The organism is Alcaligenes endophyticus, assembly GCF_026344035.1.
Taxonomy (GTDB): domain Bacteria; phylum Pseudomonadota; class Gammaproteobacteria; order Burkholderiales; family Burkholderiaceae_B; genus Alcaligenes; species Alcaligenes endophyticus.
In genome coordinates, this window is the sequence record NZ_JAPKND010000001.1 from 238,805 (window position 1) to 253,008 (window position 14,204).

The window sequence follows — 14,204 nt, forward strand, 5'->3', positions numbered from 1 at the left end:
AGCAGAACGGCCTGCAGATTGATGTTTTATTCGGATTTGGGCGATTGGGAGTCGGGCAAACCTTTACCGGTGCGCTGTCGTACCAGATACAACGGACGGTCTTTGACTTCCACAAAAATACTAGCAATATACTCACCAACTATTCCCAAGGACATGAGATTAACCCCTGAGAAAAAGAGTACAACCGTAATCAATGAAACCCATCCACGTACCTGCTCGCCGTACACAAAGTACTTCAACAGCACAAATAAACCGTAAGAAAACGAGAGCAAGGCGAGCAAAGTGCCCAGCAAACTGACTAAACGCAATGGCCAAGTCGTAAAAGCAGTGAGCCCATCCACCGCAAAACGTAACAACTTACCTGGCTTAAAACGACTGACACCATGTGCGCGTTCGGCGGGTGTGTAGTAGATAGGACCAGACTGAAAGCCCACCCAGGCAAATAAGCCTTTCATGAAACGGCTGCGTTCGGGTAGAGCCAGTAACGCTTGAACGACATTGCGGTCCAATAAACGGAAGTCACCCGCATCACGGGGAACGCGCAAGCCGTTAGAAGTGCGCATCAGCTTATAAAACAAGGCGGTACCGATGCGTTTGCCCCAGCCCTCATCATCGCGACTCGCACGCACGGCATAAACCATGTCCAATCCCCCTTGCCACATATGCAGCATTTCAGGAATTAAACTAGGGGGGTGTTGCATGTCAGCATCTAAGCACACCACCACATCGCCCTGGCTGGCCTGTAAGCCAGCCGTTAAGGCCGCTTCTTTACCAAAGTTACGTGACAGTTGTATATAAACCAATTCGGGATAGTGTTGCAGCAATTGCTTTGTGACGGTCTCGGTGTTGTCCGTACTCCCATCATCCACAATGATGATTTCAAACGCCAACTTTAACTTGCGTAACTCTTGCACCAGCACTGGCAAAAGCAATGGAATATTTTCGGCTTCATTAAGTCCAGGCACAATACAAGTTAACGTTGAGGCATGTCGCATGCTTAGGCAAATGTCCACTAATACAAATCGAGTTTTAAGGTCAGTTGGGCGAAAGCTCTAATATTGAATGAGTCTTACGCTGCTCCGGAACAACAATTAACAAATTGTAGCGCTGCGCCGTGAAATATACGTTGTTTTATGCAATAGTATAGTCACCCCCATCGCCCCGTGCCAGTTAGTACCTCCATCCGTTCCACAGTTCCCGCTACTTGACCTCCAGCACTATACCCAATAAGATCTATTTTAAATATACCTTTAAGCGAGAAAAGTACGATGGACGCAGCGCCTCCTCTTTGCACTGAAGCTGAAATCAAATCTTTGGTTTCGGACTTTTACGACCACATCCGCCTTGACGAGATGCTCGGGCCTATTTTCTCGGCCCACATTCATAACTGGGACGAACATCTAGGCATCATGGAACGCTTTTGGTCTTCATTATTATTAAAAACAGCCAGCTATCAAGGCTCTCCTATGGCCAAGCATATGCGCTTAGACCATTTAGAGGCTGCTCACTTTGAGCAGTGGTTACGCTTATTTAAACAAACCTGTGCCGAACGAGAAAATCTTGCCATGGGAGAGCAAGCGTTGCAGTATGCACAACGTATTGCACGCAGCTTTTGGATGAACTATCAGTTCCACCATAATCCCATCAAAGTCGCCAGTGATCTGACCCTACCCTAATATGCGCCTTACTAGCCTGACCGATTATTCCATGCGCTTGATGATGTACCTTGATCAACATCCGGAGCGACTTTGTACCATTGCAGAAGTCGCCAGTTATCATGGCATATCTGAAGCGCATCTAATGAAAATTACCCATTTACTCGCTAAAGGAGAGTGGATAATTACCCAACGAGGAAAAAATGGCGGAATGAAGTTAGCCAAGCCCAGCACACACATTAATCTGGGTAAATTAATACGTTATATGGAAAGTGACTTAGCCGTGGTCGAGTGCTTGGGTACGCAAACTCAATGCGTACTCAGTGGGCAATGCCGCTTAACAGGTATTTTAAATCAAGCCTTACAGCATTTTTTACAGCATCTGGATCAATACACTCTGGCAGATCTACTCCCCCCACGCTGTCAGTCAGCAATGGGGGAACAAAGCGTGTTTTTACTACCTAAGCAGTAAAAACTCTTGCTTACAACAAGTCGCAACGTATTGTGGCAGGATCGGAACGTATGCTTTCTAGAGTTGCCTCATCTGGCAGCCTATCAATGTCAATTAAGACATAACCCAACTCGCCTTGCGTTTGAAGCTGCTGACTGACTATATTAAGACCAAGATCAGCCAATCGCTTATTCAAGGCGCTCACCGCCCCTGGCATATTTTTGTGCACATGCAACAAACGTACTTGTGTTGAGCTCGCCGCGTACGAAATTTCGGGAAAATTCACCGCCCCCTTAGTGGCGCCATACTTAGCAAAACTCACCAACTTCTCGGCAACTTCCCGACCAATATTGGCTTGCGATTCTTGGGTGCTACCGCCAATGTGGGGCGTCAAAATGACATTACTCAACCCGCGCAAAGGGCTTTGCAAAGGCTCATTGACTCCCTTAGGTTCAACAGGGAATACATCCAGAGCGGCCCCTGCAAGATGACCCGACGCCAATGCTGCATGCAAAGCGTCGATATCCACCACACTGCCTCGGGAGGCATTAATCAGAATCGCCCCTTTTTTCATGGCTGCTAAGGCCGCTGCATTAATAATATTATCCGTAGCAGTGCCTCCGGGCACATGCAAAGTCACCACATCAGCTTCAGCCAGCATGCGTTGCAAGTCTGGGCAAACCTGAGCGTTGCTTAACGGTAGTTTTGACTCCACATCATGAAATAGCACTCGCATTCCCAACAGCTCGGCTAAAGTGCCTACCTGAGAGCCAATATTTCCATATCCAATAATGCCCAGAGTTTTCCCGCGCGCCTCGTAAGCGCCTTCCGCTGACTTATCCCAATACCCCTCATGTACTCGGGCATTTTTTTCTGGAATGCGGCGCAACAGCAAAATAGCTTCTGCTAACACTAATTCTGCCACAGAGCGGGTGTTAGAAAAGGGCGCATTAAAAACGGGAACGCCTGCCAGTGATAAGGCATCTAAGTCGACCTGGTTTGTCCCAATACAAAAACATCCCAATACCCGTAAGCAATCGGACTGAGCGAGCACGCTGGCATCAAACTGAGTGCGTGAACGTATCCCGATAATACTTGCCCCTTTTACGGCGTCAAATAAGGACTGGCCTGTTAATGCAGCAGGATAAGTCTGAATATCGGTGTAACCAGCCGCAGCAAAAACCTCTTGTGCGCTAGGATTGATGTTTTCAAACAAGACAATACGGCTCATGGGCGAATTCCAGAAAAATCAATTAGTCTATAAATGGTACTATTTTTTTTTCTTTCCCGCTGTAGAGTCCGAAAGCCTGTAGGGCTAGCCCCTAAAAAAAAGCCCCTTACCTAAGCAAGGGGCTACATCAACTATTTATGAGCCGAAAGGAACTGGACGCGGAGTGTCATCACGCGAAGCAGGTAAAATCGGCAAAACAATTTCAGGCTGCTTACCTGTTAAGGTTTTTAGAAACGCAACAATTTGAGCGTTTTCCTCAGCGCTAAACTTTTTCCCTAACTGTAGACGTCCCATGATATCGACTGCTTCCCCTAAGGTATCGACGGCCCCGTCATGGAAGTACGGATAGGTAAGCTCAACGTTCCGTAAGGTTGGAACTTTAAAATTAAAACGATCAGCGTCTTTACCGGTGACCGCTACCCGACCTTCCGCTGGATTATCCGTCACGTAGGGCTCTATTAAACCCATCTTCTGAAATGAACTGCCGCCTAAGTTTGGTCCATTGTGGCACGCCACGCAGCCACTAGTTTTAAAGAGCTGATAACCCGCGAGCTCTTGGTCGGTTATGGCTTTATCGTCGCCCTTTAACCATAAATCAAAACGCGCATCAGGGGTCACTAAGGTTTCTTCAAACGCAGCGATTGCCTCAGTCACCTGATCAATACCAATGCTTGGCGTGCCAAAAACCTGCTTAAACTCTGCCTTATACTCAGGCACAGAAGACAAAAACTCTAAAGCCAACTCGTGCGTAAACGCCATTTCTTTAGGATTGGCGATAGGCCCGCCCGCCTGCTCTCGTAAGTCTGCTGCCCGCCCGTCCCAAAACTGGGCCACGTTCAGGCTGGAGTTCAAGACGGTAGGTGAGTTAATAGGGCCTTCCTGCCAACGATCACCGATAGAAGTCTTGATGTTGTCGGTTCCCCCCATGCTTAAGTTGTGGCAGGAATTACACGAGATAAAACCAGAACGCGATAGTCTAGGTTCAAAAAAAAGCTTTTTACCCAGCTCTACCATGGCGGGGTTATCAACCTGAACAGGCGGGATGACTTGTACTGGCTCATTGCGCTGGGCCCACGCTTGAGCAGAGACCAACAACGAAGTAGAGCTAAGAATCAGAGTAAGCAGGCGGGCTTTCATAGCATTTCCTTGTGAAACAAATAACCGCAGAGTGAGGCAAGTGCACTAGCAGGGGCAATGGGGTAACCCTATTAGCAACAAGGTTATAGTAGCGTTTAATTTTGTTACACCATTTGATACAAGACAAAGAAATGCCGCTTTAGCGACTGTATTATGCGCAATTCTCAGCGAAACTTCTGTGCGCCCTAAGCAACAAAGATACCGTCCTCTGTACTACAGCATGCGCACCCAGACGAAAAAATTATTATTATTCTTGCAACACTGAAAAAATGTTACATTCCTTCTAGGCAACGCACTAGTTCACCACCTTATGCATTGGAGTGCCTTCATGGGTCCTAGCACTACAGCCGCTATACATTCCGCGAACGATACTATGGTTGCCGCAGGCGAAGGCGTCGCAACGTGGCGGGAGGCAGCCGCGCATGCGGCTAAGCTTATGCATGCCGACTCGGCCTGTATTCTTTGGCGCGATAAGCATAGCCGTGAAGTGATTGCCGCAGAGTTTGTGGATGTACCTGAAACTGCCTTAGCCGCCTACAACACATACTATGCTGACCGCGACTGCCTGGCACGAAAGCTTAGCCATACTCCCGCTGGTACTCGCTTCATCACTAATAAGGTGGTCAGTCAACACGAAGTCGACGATCACGAGTTTGTCTTCGATTTTTTACATCCTCATGGAGTACAAGATCTACAAGGGTTTGTCATCTATAGCGACTCGCGTTATGTCGTGTCCATCAGCTTTTTACGCGAACAAATCTTGCAGCAAACCGCAGATATCACCTTACGGGAAAAAAGCCTATTTTTTTCTATTCATCAGGCTTTCTCCAGTTACTCGAAGCGTTCTCAAACAGAACTCCATCACATCGCTACGTTGCTACAGCCCCAAACGCACTGCTGGTTAGTCGTCAATGAAGCCGGTAAGCTATTGCAAGATAGTAAACGCAGTTTCGAACAACTGAATCACGGCGGCTCCTTACACATCCATCAACAACAGCTGTGCCACCGCCTTCAAACCTGGCAGGAACGTCTACAGTCCAGCATGACCTCGGTCCTGAAAACAGGATTAACTGAACTATTACTCATACCCGATGATTGGGGTCGCTCGTATCGCCTCCACATTTCAGTTGCCCCTGAACGCTACAGTTACGGTTTTCGCCAACTGCTGCTGTTACGACTAGAATGCCGCAGCGTGTTTGAAGTCCCCAGCGCCGAGGTATTACGTGAGTTTTTTATGCTTACCCCTACTGAGGCCCAGATTTGTCATTACGTTGTGGCCGGCTTAACACTGAAAGATGTCGCGGAAGTTCTCAATATTGCCCCAGAAACCGCACGTAAACACTTGGCTTCAATTTTCAAAAAAACCGACTGTAGTCGGCAAAGTGAACTCCAACGCTTAGTCGCCTCTCTATAGCGATGTCATCCACCAGTAAGGGCTTAAGCGCTTGATTGCATCCTACTGCCAAGGCTATAGTGAGTGCTTGAGGACTTACCTTGAAGGATATTGCTTTGAGCCGCCAACGCCCCACCCCACTTTTGTTCGCCGCTGCCATCGCGTCTATCAGCGTCGCCGCTTGTAATCAAGCACCTGATGATTTTAGCAATGTTGACCAAGAGCTCATCAACAAAGAAGCCGCCAAAGCCACACTCGACCAACTCAACCAAGAAAAAGAAATGTTGGCTGCTGCGCTGCCCGAGCTGCAAAAACTCGACCCTTCTATCTCTGAGTTGTATTTCAGCCTAGGTGATAATGGTGAGCGCACCATCACCGTGGCGCGCAATCTGCCTAACGGCGATGTAGAAACCTGGCAAGCGGATCCGGCAGATGTTGAAAAGCTGTTAAATCAAACCGATCAGCAACTTCAAGACTCCCCTTCCGCTAGTGCTGGCTCCATGCTTATGCCTATGCTGGGTGGCCTCCTAGCGGCCTATATGGTCAGCAATATGTTCTCGCGTAGCGCAGGCAAGTCAGTTACGGCCTCACGCGAGGCTCATCAACGCCAACGCACGATGAGCAACAACGCTTACACCTCCTCGGTCTCCAACAAACAGCGCCAATCTTCCATGGCACGCTCTTTGTCCTCACCATCGCGTAATCTAGGCAGCTCTCGCGGAGGCTCGTTTTCTGGCTCTGGCACGCGTTCAGGCAGCTACAGCAGCGGCGGTTAAGCCCATGAGCGACAGCATCTTTCCTATCCAAGAAAAGTTAAGCGCGCTAAGTGCTGCGCAAGTTATCGCCGACGAGCTCCCCTACGTACATGCTTTCTATACACATCAAGAGCAGTTACACACTGATGTACAAGACTGGCTTAAGTTCTTCATAGAGCATCAACAACAGTTGCCCATGTACGGCATTACAGAGGCCTGTGCCGATAATCTGATGGCACAGATGACCGAATACTACGCCATGTTATTGGCGGCATTACGCCAGATACTAAAACTAGATATACAATCAGCGCGCCAGTGGTTCACCTGTAAAGCCAGTGCAGACCCATCCTTTGTACAGTTTTATGAATACGCTCGTCATGAGTTTTTTCGTCAAACACCGTACACCATGGCTAGTAGCACTATATATGGACGCTTCGATGCTGTCGTCGAGCCGCATAGCGGCAAATTAGCTGGCATCTATGAGTTCAACGGCGACACCCCCGTCATGCTGTTTGAGTCGGTTAATCTGCAAAACCTCATCGCGACTTCGTTAGGCAAACAAGAACAGCAAGCCAACGACTGGTGGCTCCATGCCCAAGAGAACTTCGCTGCCTATCAAGGTAAAAATATTGCTGTGGTTTGCGATGTGTCTTTTATAGAAGACGCGTCAACCACTGAAACCATTGCTCAACTATTTGAGTCAGTAGAAGCGCAGGTCTATTTCACCACACTCGAAGGTTTAAACCACTCTGTCTTAGAGCTCGAGCAGCCTTTTACTATTGATGGCGTACAAGCGCGCCCCGATGTTATTTTCATGATGCTGCCGTGGGAGGAAATGTGGGTCTCTGGCCGAGACATACTGGCTCACTGGCCTAGCTGGCAACAAAATGTGCAATTTCTTGAGCCCGCTTGGCGTTGGTTTATGTCCCACAAAGGCCTGTTAGCCTGGGTTAGCCACTTAATGGACAACGATAGTGGCTTTCGCGAGCGGTGGCAGCACTTACCGCACTTGCGCACCGAGCTAAGCCCTGATTACTTCTTGCAAACGGGTCAAGATTACGTTGCTAAGCCCGCGATAGGCAGATTAAGTCAAAACATAACCATCCACCAACAAGACGCCATTACCCTACAAACAGGTGGCCAGTATCAGGGCGAAAGCATGGTTTATCAAGCTTATCTGCCTCCGTACCAAGTTACTGGACGCAATAACTTTATTGTCGGCGGTTGGCTGGCTGGACAAAAAGTTTGCACACTTTGCTTTCGGGAGTTCGATGGGGCGGTATTAGATTTAAAAAATGAGCGATTTATCGCTCATTTACTCCAAGAAGCGCCCTGACCTAACTCTTCACCCTGTCAGGATGCCGCACCATGCTTAAGGGCCAACTCTATAAACGCACTCATAGCGGCAGACTGATAAGCCCCTTTACGTTGCATTAAAATAGCGCTGCGCTGAGGTGCCGCAGGCTCTAGATTAAGCGCCAGTAAATACTCATTATTGGCTGCAATTGCAGCCGGTAATAAGGTACTTAAACCCGTACGCCGAACCACTTCGGTAATTGCATTTAACGAGTTAGATTCCATTTGCACGTGTAATGCTAAGTCATGCTCATGGCAATAACGATCAATTTGTCTGCGTGTCGCAAACTCACGTGTGAGTAACACTAAGGACTCCTGCTCAAGCGCGCTACGGTCAATAGTCTTACGCTCGGCCAGAGCATGCGTGCGATTTACCACCAAGGCTAAGGTCTCCACGAGCAGTGGCCTAAATTGCACCGCATTGGACGTAGGACGATCAAATGCAATACCGATGTCGAGCTCATCTTCGAGCAGTTGCGTCTCCACTCTTTCTTGGAGCATTTCTTGAATAGTAAGGGTCACGTTAGGGTAGCGACGATAAAAAGCCTCCACTAAAGGACCGAGTAGATACGATGCAAATGTTGGTGCAACCGCAATGCGTAGCGAACCTCGGCTTAAGTCGCTCACGTCATGCAAAGCCCTACGCCCCGCCTCTAGGTCTTGCAAGGCCTGCCGAGCGTAGCGCAAATACACTTCACCAGCATCCGTTAGGCGCACAGTGCGTCCCTGTCGATCAAATAGTTGAGCCCCCAAGTGCTCCTCAAGCTGGCGTATTTGCTGTGATAAAGCAGGTTGAGAAACATGCAAGGCCTTCGCCGCACGGGTAAAACTATTGTATTGGGCAACGGCTTGGAAGTAGTGTAAGTGTCTGAGCAGCATCAAGTATAAGAAAAACCAATCAAAACTATCACAAATGAGTATTTTACCTTATGGATCAGCAAGAGTAAGCTACTCATAATTAAACAGGTAGTCTGAAGGATACGAAATGAAGGACATTATTGAAGGCTTTCTCAAGTTTCAACGTGAGGCTTATCCCAAACGAGCCCATCTTTTTCGAAACTTAGCCACCCAACAACAGCCTCGAGCCCTTTTTATTTCTTGTTCAGATAGCCGCTTAGTACCTGAACTGGTTACACAACGTGAGCCTGGCGATTTATTTGTGATTCGCAATGCAGGTAATATTGTGCCGTCTTATGGACCTGAGCCTGGCGGTGTTACCGCCTCTGTGGAGTACGCCGTCGCTGCTTTAAAAGTCAAAGACATTGTGATCTGTGGCCACTCTGATTGCGGTGCGATGCGAGCCATTGCCAGTTGTCAATGCTTAGACCACCTGCCTGCGGTAGAGCACTGGTTACGCTACGCCGATTCAGCCCGCTTGGTTAACGAATCACGTGAACATAATAGTGAAGAAGATCGTGTCGCCTCTATGGTGAGAGAAAACGTGATCGCGCAGCTCGCTAATATACAAACGCACCCCTCTGTACGCTTAGGCCTATCAGACGGGACACTGACCATACATGGATGGGTATATGATATTGGTACGGGTAGCATACAAGCCTACGACGGCGCGAGCATGCAGTTTGTATCACTAGCGGAGAATCCCGACACCTGCGCCGCCCCTATCATGCGACAGAAGGCGGCTAACTAAACAGGCAAGCTTGGCTGAAAGAGCCAGCAAACTTACCTGCCAGGGAAACTATTACTTAAACGTTAAACAAGAAGTTCAGCACATCGCCGTCTTTAACAATGTATTCTTTACCCTCGGCGCGCATTTTGCCGGCTTCTTTAGCGCCTTGCTCACCTTTGTAGCTAATGAAATCGTCATACGCGATGGTTTGAGCACGAATAAAACCACGCTCAAAATCGGTGTGTATGACTCCGGCTGCTTGAGGAGCCGTATCACCGACTTTTATCGTCCAGGCGCGTACCTCTTTTACCCCTGCTGTAAAGTAGGTTTGTAACCCTAAAAGATGGTATGCGGCGCGAATAACTCGATTTAGGCCAGGTTCCTCCATTCCTAAATCAGACAAAAACTCGACTTTATCGTCATCGTCCAACTCAGCAATTTCGGCCTCTATCGCGGCACATGCGGCGACTACAGGTGCTCCATCTGCTGCTGCGTACTGTTGCACAGTTTCTAGGTGGGGATTGTTAGTAAAGCCGTCCTCTTTCACGTTAGCCACGTACATAGTAGGTTTAGCAGTGATAAATCCGTACGACTTAATAAGCAGTAGCTCTTCGGCGTCTAACTGCAAAGAACGCACGGACTTACCTTGCCCCAGCGCTTGCTGGATACGTTCTAACAAAGTCACTAGCTTAGCCGCTTCTTTGTCACCAGATCGAGCCAATTTTTGATTACGCTGTACGGCTTTTTCAACAATCGACAAATCGGCCAAAGCAAGCTCGGTGTTGATAATTTCAATATCAGCTAATGGATCAACTTTACCGGCAACGTGCACCACGTTATCATCAGCAAAACAACGCACCACATGTACGATGGCATCCGTTTCACGAATGTTTGCCAGAAACTGATTCCCTAGCCCTTCGCCTTGTGACGCCCCTGCTACCAGACCGGCAATATCCACGAACTCCACTACAGCAGGCAATACTCGCTCGGGATTAACGATCTGCGCTAAGGCGGCCAAACGAGGATCGGGTACTTCAACCACGCCCACGTTGGGTTCAATTGTGCAAAATGGGTAGTTCTCGGCAGCAATGCCGGCCTTGGTCAAAGCGTTGAACAGAGTGGATTTACCAACGTTGGGCAAGCCAACGATGCCGCATTGCAGAGCCATGTGTATCCTAAAATTCAGTCAGTTATCATTAATGTCGCTATTGTAGCCTTGTCAGCCTTAAGTCGTCAGATCTGGCGCCAGCCTAAGCAATGTGATCAGCACTAATAAGGGACCTGCATTAAAAATAGCATGTAAAAAGATGGCGGCCCCTATTCCACGGCGTATGCGTACCCATCCTAACACCAAGCCGGTCACGGCCTGGGGTAGTACAAATAAGGGCAACAAATACCAGGGAGCCTGATTCAATTTGAAATTGTATAAATGTAAGGCCGCAAAAGCTAGGGTCGCACCATAGAATATCCAGGGAAAACAACGTTTATAGCGTTTGTAGCTAGCCCAGCGCCACGGGGCGCCGCGCACTAAAGCCCAGCAGAAGGCAGCAACACTGGCATCCCGAGGGAGACGCTCGCTAGCGCTCCAGGCGCTACGGCTAATCAACAAATACAAGCTCAGAGCCAAAAGAAGCTGTATATACCATTCAGGGCCTATAAATAGGCATCCTATGCTGATAGGTAAAAGCAAAAATAATTGGCTTGGTCGACGCAAACCATAACGAAATACCATTTCTTCGATCAGCGGCGCCCAAAACACAATCTGAATCCACGGTAAGTAGGTCAAATTCAAACGATGCTGAGCCCCGCCCGCTCCAACTGCTGCCATAGCAATAGGCGCCAACACGAATAAATTCACCAACCAGAGTAAGACTGCCCATAGGACTAGCCGCCCGACGGGCAATGGTCCAAACCAGTCGATCAACCAGCCGTCACCCGCACGTTTTGCGGGTAAACGCGGTGAAAAGCTTGGGGCGCGTACAAAGGCAAAAAAGTCTTTAACCTCTGCCTTCACACTAAGCCTTAAACCAGAGGGCCGTTTACTCATTCACGGGCTCGCGCAATTGCCGATTCGCTTTGGTCATATCCCCTTGCAATAAGGCAGGCAAGGCAATTCGGCAACGGTCTATTACGAGTGATATTTGATCTATCTCCGTTTGCCTTGGAGCACTTAGTACGAATGCGGCAACTTGCTGCGCTAAGCCTAAGGAGCGCGGGTGACCTATGCCTAAACGCAAGCGCCAGAAATTAGGACTACCTAGTGCGGACTGAATATCACGCAATCCATTATGGCCAGCATGCCCCCCACCCTGTTTTAGCTTAACCTGCCCCGGTAATAGATCCAGCTCATCATGCAATACCAACACTTGCTCTGGTGTCAGCTTAAAAAAGCGGGTTAAGGCACCAGCCGCTTGTCCTGAGCGATTCATAAAAGTACTGGGCTTTGCAATCAGCAATACTTCCCCCTCGAAGCGTACTTTCGCTACCTCCGCGAAAAATCCCTTTTCAAGGGTGAATCGTCCATGGAGGTCGTCGGCGATATGATCCGCCAACCAAAAACCTGCGTTATGACGCGTTGCTTCGTACTCTGGCCCTGGATTTCCCAGACCGATGATAAGTCGTATAGGTACAGACATGTTTGTAATGACTCATAATGGGCAGCTCACACCACCCAAAAAAAGAAAACCCCTGCCAGCATAAGCGGTCAGGGGTTATTCGCCAAGCCCTATAGTAATAATAGAGCTTGTAAGGCCGTATTACTCGGCGCTTTCTTCGCCTTCAGCACCATCACCTTCCTCAGCGCCAGCAGAGCCACCGCCTACAGGCAGAGCAGCTGCCAGCAATGGGTTCTCTTCGTTACCAGCGTACTGAACACCAGCAGGCATACTGATAGCGTCTAGGTGCAAGTTAGCATTCGCATCTAGTGCGCCTAGGTCTACCTGGATGTTTACGGGCAAATCTGCAGGTAAGCAAGTGATTTCCAGCTCAGTTAGAACGTGGCTAATAACTTGACCGTGCAACTTAACCGCTGGGGACAAATCACCATTGATAAAGTTCAGAGGAACTTTAGTGGTCAAAGCCTGGCTGGCAACAACACGCTGGAAGTCAACGTGCAATACGAGAGGCTTGTATGGGTGCCATTGAACAGCACGCAACAATACGCTTTCAACTTTACCGTCCAAATCCATGTTTAGAATAGAAGCGTGGAAAGCTTCTTTACGTAAATCGTGGAAAATCTGGTTGTGATCTAGAGAGATAACGGTAGGCTCAGCGTTACCACCATATACAATGGCAGGTACACGGCCAGCGCGACGCAGGCGGCGGCTCGCACTCGTACCTTGTACATCACGCGTAGTAGCTGTGAATTTCATGAAAAACTCCAATAAGGGGAAAACCCCAAAAAGCTAGTTAACCTAGCACAATGCGCTTTTGCCGCGACCAGCAGCAGCGCGGTAATTTAATCAATAAACAATGAGCTCACTGACTCGGCATTAGAAATTCGCAAGATGGTCTCACCTAATAAGGCGGCACAAGATAACTGGCGAATTTTCGTGCACTCACGAGCTTTAGCCGATAACGGTATTGTGTCGGTAACGACAAGCTCGTTAAGTTGTGAGTTGCTAATACGTTCTACTGCCTCACCGGATAACACAGGGTGAGTACAGTAAGCATAAACTGCGCCCGCGCCACGCTCTTTCAGTGCTTCGGCCGCCTTGCATAAGGTACCGGCGGTGTCGACCATATCATCCATGATGATGCACGTACGGCCGTTAACATCACCGATAATATTCATCACCTCGGACACGTTGGCACGCGGGCGACGCTTATCAATAATGGCAAGGTCGGCTTCGAGTTGCTTAGCTAAAGCCCTGGCGCGCACCACACCACCGATATCGGGCGACACCACGACTAGGTCTTGGTAATTGCAACGCCAAATATCGCCTAATAAAATAGGGGAAGCGTAGATATTATCGACAGGGATGTCGAAAAAGCCTTGGATTTGATCAGCGTGTAGATCCATCATCATGACGCGATCTACGCCTGCTACTTGCAGCATATTAGCCACAACCTTAGCAGAGATCGACACACGCGCAGAGCGTGGACGACGATCTTGGCGTGCATAACCAAAATAGGGAATAGCGGCGGTAATCCGGCCAGCAGATGCTCGACGCAGCGCATCCACCATGACCATGATTTCCATTAAATTATCGTTTGTGGGAGCGCAGGTAGGCTGCAAAACAAAAACGTCGCGTCCACGCACGTTCTCGTTAATTTCTACCATAACTTCTCCATCGGAGAAGCGACCCACAGTCATCTTCCCGAGCGACATGTCAAGGTGGTTGACAACATCAACAGCTAAACGAGGATTAGCTGTCCCGGTGAAGATCATGAATCGGTCTTGTGCCATGATGAATGGAGATAGATTTTGAAGCATGAAAAGCAAAGCTGTTGATCGAAACCCCAATAAGGCGACGACTCAACAGCTTTACGTGGTGCAGGATAAAGCCTGCATATTTGGCTGGGGAAGAAGGATTCGAACCTTCGCATGCTGGAATCAAAATCCAGTGCCTTAACCAGCTTGGCGATTCCCCAAAAACT

General features: G+C 48.8%; 15 protein-coding genes and 1 tRNA gene. 6 read left to right on the forward strand and 10 right to left on the reverse strand.

All coding sequences use genetic code 11. The features are described 5' to 3' along the window. Positions 1-26: 26 nt before the first annotated feature. Positions 27-995, reverse strand: a complete 969-nt coding sequence (locus OSH01_RS01070; protein WP_266122203.1) for a glycosyltransferase family 2 protein — start codon at positions 993-995, stop codon at positions 27-29. A 273-nt stretch (positions 996-1,268) separates the two neighbouring features. Between OSH01_RS01070 and OSH01_RS01075 the strand changes: the two genes are divergently transcribed. Both OSH01_RS01075 and OSH01_RS01080 read left to right on the forward strand, forming a co-directional pair. Then, entirely contained in the window at positions 1,269-1,676 is a 408-nt protein-coding gene (locus OSH01_RS01075) for a group III truncated hemoglobin (RefSeq protein ID WP_266122204.1), read from the forward strand. A gap of 1 nt (position 1,677) precedes the next feature. After that, the gene (locus OSH01_RS01080; RefSeq protein WP_266122205.1) at positions 1,678-2,127 is read left to right on the forward strand and encodes an RrF2 family transcriptional regulator; all 450 of its coding nucleotides are present in this window, start codon (positions 1,678-1,680) and stop codon (positions 2,125-2,127) included. Between the two features lie 10 nt (positions 2,128-2,137). Here OSH01_RS01080 and serA read toward each other — a convergent pair whose 3' ends face one another. Both serA and OSH01_RS01090 read right to left on the reverse strand, forming a co-directional pair. Then, entirely contained in the window at positions 2,138-3,337 is a 1,200-nt protein-coding gene (gene serA, locus OSH01_RS01085; RefSeq protein WP_266122206.1) for a phosphoglycerate dehydrogenase, read from the reverse strand. A 135-nt stretch (positions 3,338-3,472) separates the two neighbouring features. Further along, a complete protein-coding gene (locus OSH01_RS01090) occupies positions 3,473-4,474 on the reverse strand; it encodes a cytochrome-c peroxidase (protein WP_266122207.1) in 1,002 nt (333 codons plus the stop codon). Positions 4,475-4,802: 328 nt separating this feature from the next. On the opposite strand from OSH01_RS01090, the gene OSH01_RS01095 reads away from it, so the two are divergent. From OSH01_RS01095 to OSH01_RS01105, 3 genes are all read left to right on the forward strand, one after another. Further along, positions 4,803-5,888, forward strand: a complete 1,086-nt coding sequence (locus tag OSH01_RS01095; protein ID WP_266122208.1) for a helix-turn-helix transcriptional regulator — start codon at positions 4,803-4,805, stop codon at positions 5,886-5,888. Positions 5,889-5,983: 95 nt separating this feature from the next. Next, positions 5,984-6,643 (forward strand): hypothetical protein, encoded by a 660-nt coding sequence (locus OSH01_RS01100; protein WP_266122209.1) that lies wholly within the window; start codon positions 5,984-5,986, stop codon positions 6,641-6,643. Positions 6,644-6,647: 4 nt separating this feature from the next. Next, the gene (locus tag OSH01_RS01105; protein WP_266122210.1) at positions 6,648-7,958 is read left to right on the forward strand and encodes a glutathionylspermidine synthase family protein; all 1,311 of its coding nucleotides are present in this window, start codon (positions 6,648-6,650) and stop codon (positions 7,956-7,958) included. A 17-nt stretch (positions 7,959-7,975) separates the two neighbouring features. Here OSH01_RS01105 and cynR read toward each other — a convergent pair whose 3' ends face one another. Continuing rightward, on the reverse strand, positions 7,976-8,857 hold the full coding sequence (cynR, locus tag OSH01_RS01110) for a transcriptional regulator CynR (protein WP_266122211.1): 882 nt from the start codon (positions 8,855-8,857) through the stop codon (positions 7,976-7,978). Positions 8,858-8,963: 106 nt separating this feature from the next. Here cynR and OSH01_RS01115 point away from each other — a divergent pair, with 106 nt between their 5' ends. Further along, entirely contained in the window at positions 8,964-9,626 is a 663-nt protein-coding gene (locus OSH01_RS01115) for a carbonic anhydrase (protein WP_266122212.1), read from the forward strand. Between the two features lie 55 nt (positions 9,627-9,681). On the opposite strand, the gene ychF is transcribed toward OSH01_RS01115, so the two are convergent. From ychF to OSH01_RS01145, 6 genes are all read right to left on the reverse strand, one after another. Beyond that, positions 9,682-10,773, reverse strand: coding sequence for a redox-regulated ATPase YchF (gene ychF / locus OSH01_RS01120; protein WP_266122213.1), 1,092 nt, complete (start codon positions 10,771-10,773; stop codon positions 9,682-9,684). A 57-nt stretch (positions 10,774-10,830) separates the two neighbouring features. After that, positions 10,831-11,652 (reverse strand): CPBP family intramembrane glutamic endopeptidase, encoded by an 822-nt coding sequence (locus OSH01_RS01125; protein WP_266122214.1) that lies wholly within the window; start codon positions 11,650-11,652, stop codon positions 10,831-10,833. After that, on the reverse strand, positions 11,645-12,241 hold the full coding sequence (pth, locus tag OSH01_RS01130; protein ID WP_266122215.1) for an aminoacyl-tRNA hydrolase: 597 nt from the start codon (positions 12,239-12,241) through the stop codon (positions 11,645-11,647). Before pth ends, OSH01_RS01125 begins: the two co-directional genes overlap by 8 nt. Positions 12,242-12,361: 120 nt before the next feature. Then, positions 12,362-12,976 (reverse strand): 50S ribosomal protein L25/general stress protein Ctc, encoded by a 615-nt coding sequence (locus OSH01_RS01135; RefSeq protein WP_266122216.1) that lies wholly within the window; start codon positions 12,974-12,976, stop codon positions 12,362-12,364. 86 nt (positions 12,977-13,062) lie between these two features. Beyond that, a complete protein-coding gene (locus tag OSH01_RS01140) occupies positions 13,063-14,013 on the reverse strand; it encodes a ribose-phosphate pyrophosphokinase (RefSeq protein WP_266122834.1) in 951 nt (316 codons plus the stop codon). 108 nt (positions 14,014-14,121) lie between these two features. Beyond that, positions 14,122-14,198: transfer RNA gene (locus OSH01_RS01145), tRNA-Gln, on the reverse strand. Between the last annotated feature and the right edge of the window lie 6 nt (positions 14,199-14,204).

Coding starts and splice junctions, on each gene's coding strand:
- OSH01_RS01115 (WP_266122212.1), top strand. CDS start 8,964: ATGAAGGACATTATTGAAGGCTTTCTCAAGTTTCAACGTGAGGCTTAT.
- OSH01_RS01070 (WP_266122203.1), bottom strand. CDS start 995: ATGCGACATGCCTCAACGTTAACTTGTATTGTGCCTGGACTTAATGAA.
- OSH01_RS01125 (WP_266122214.1), bottom strand. CDS start 11,652: ATGAGTAAACGGCCCTCTGGTTTAAGGCTTAGTGTGAAGGCAGAGGTT.
- pth (WP_266122215.1), bottom strand. CDS start 12,241: ATGTCTGTACCTATACGACTTATCATCGGTCTGGGAAATCCAGGGCCA.
- ychF (WP_266122213.1), bottom strand. CDS start 10,773: ATGGCTCTGCAATGCGGCATCGTTGGCTTGCCCAACGTTGGTAAATCC.
- OSH01_RS01105 (WP_266122210.1), top strand. CDS start 6,648: ATGAGCGACAGCATCTTTCCTATCCAAGAAAAGTTAAGCGCGCTAAGT.
- OSH01_RS01090 (WP_266122207.1), bottom strand. CDS start 4,474: ATGAAAGCCCGCCTGCTTACTCTGATTCTTAGCTCTACTTCGTTGTTG.
- OSH01_RS01140 (WP_266122834.1), bottom strand. CDS start 14,013: ATGGCACAAGACCGATTCATGATCTTCACCGGGACAGCTAATCCTCGT.
- serA (WP_266122206.1), bottom strand. CDS start 3,337: ATGAGCCGTATTGTCTTGTTTGAAAACATCAATCCTAGCGCACAAGAG.
- OSH01_RS01075 (WP_266122204.1), top strand. CDS start 1,269: ATGGACGCAGCGCCTCCTCTTTGCACTGAAGCTGAAATCAAATCTTTG.
- OSH01_RS01135 (WP_266122216.1), bottom strand. CDS start 12,976: ATGAAATTCACAGCTACTACGCGTGATGTACAAGGTACGAGTGCGAGC.
- OSH01_RS01095 (WP_266122208.1), top strand. CDS start 4,803: ATGGGTCCTAGCACTACAGCCGCTATACATTCCGCGAACGATACTATG.
- OSH01_RS01080 (WP_266122205.1), top strand. CDS start 1,678: ATGCGCCTTACTAGCCTGACCGATTATTCCATGCGCTTGATGATGTAC.
- cynR (WP_266122211.1), bottom strand. CDS start 8,857: ATGCTGCTCAGACACTTACACTACTTCCAAGCCGTTGCCCAATACAAT.